This window comes from Vibrio sp. 1731 (assembly GCF_033339955.1).
GTDB classification, from domain to species: domain Bacteria; phylum Pseudomonadota; class Gammaproteobacteria; order Enterobacterales; family Vibrionaceae; genus Vibrio; species Vibrio alginolyticus.
On sequence record NZ_JAWOVO010000162.1, the window covers coordinates 1 to 1,065 of the forward strand.

The 1,065-nt window shown below is 45.6% G+C and carries 1 protein-coding gene; it reads left to right on the forward strand.

All coding sequences use genetic code 11. The annotated features are described in order from the left end of the window. On the forward strand, positions 1–928 hold a 928-nt coding region (locus R7035_RS25935), incomplete at its 5' end, for a methyl-accepting chemotaxis protein (RefSeq protein ID WP_318146411.1). Positions 929–1,065 lie beyond the last annotated feature (137 nt).

Consider the following 1,065-nt stretch of genomic DNA (forward strand, 5'->3'; position numbering starts at 1 on the left):
CATATACTGCGGGAAAGTGAATGATCTTGCAGAAATCGAACTGGCTATGAAAATGAGGAAGCAGTTCGCGAACGCCTTGTTAGGCAGAGTAGGAGTTTCGGTAAAAGATTCCTGTGAAGAGACGAAAACGAATGCCGATAGCGCGGCGGATAACAGTGAGCGCGTTACTGAGAACCTAAGCGCGCAAAAAATCGAAATTGATTCTGTTGCAACCGCAGTGAATGAGATGCAAGCCTCGTCTTCCGAGATATCTCATAATGCTCAAGCAACCGCAGATGCGACGCTGAAAGCGCAAAACACCATGACCGATAGCCGCAATGTTATCGATAACGTTAACCATTCTGTTCTCGACCTTGTTGGCGAGTTGGGTGAGATTTCGAAAGTGGTGATGCGTTTGAATCAACAAACGGATCAAATAGGGACGGTTATTGAGGTGATTAATGGCATTGCCGAACAAACCAATCTTCTGGCATTGAATGCTGCGATAGAAGCGGCAAGGGCAGGCGAGCAAGGTCGTGGTTTTGCGGTAGTCGCGGATGAAGTGAGAACGCTTGCCAAACGAACTCAAGAGTCCACAACAGAGATCAAATCTGCGATTGAGAGCATTCAACATGGCAGTAAGTCTGCGGTTTCTGCGTTGGAGAAAGGCAACGAGATGTCTACAGGGACGGTCACTTTGCTTGGAACGGCGCTTGAGAGCATTCAGCAACTAGAGGCGTTGATCCAAGATGTTGTAGAAAGAAATCAACAGATAGCCGTCGCCATCGAAGAGCAGGTCTACGTCACGGATGAAATCAATGAGAACATCCAATCGCTCAATTTGAAATACAGCGAGTCGTATGATCTGATGACAGAAACCAACCAGATGAACAGCAGAGTGCAAAACTGTACGAATGAACTCTCTGACATGATAAAAAAATTCGCATAAGCAGCGGAAGTAAATGGCTTAGTGCTTCTCTAAATAAAGCATAGGGTAGGAGCAAATATGGTTACGCAAAATACCAACTTTTCCCCGGAGCAACCAAAAAATGAAAAAGACGAGCAACAGAATGTAGCAATAGTTGA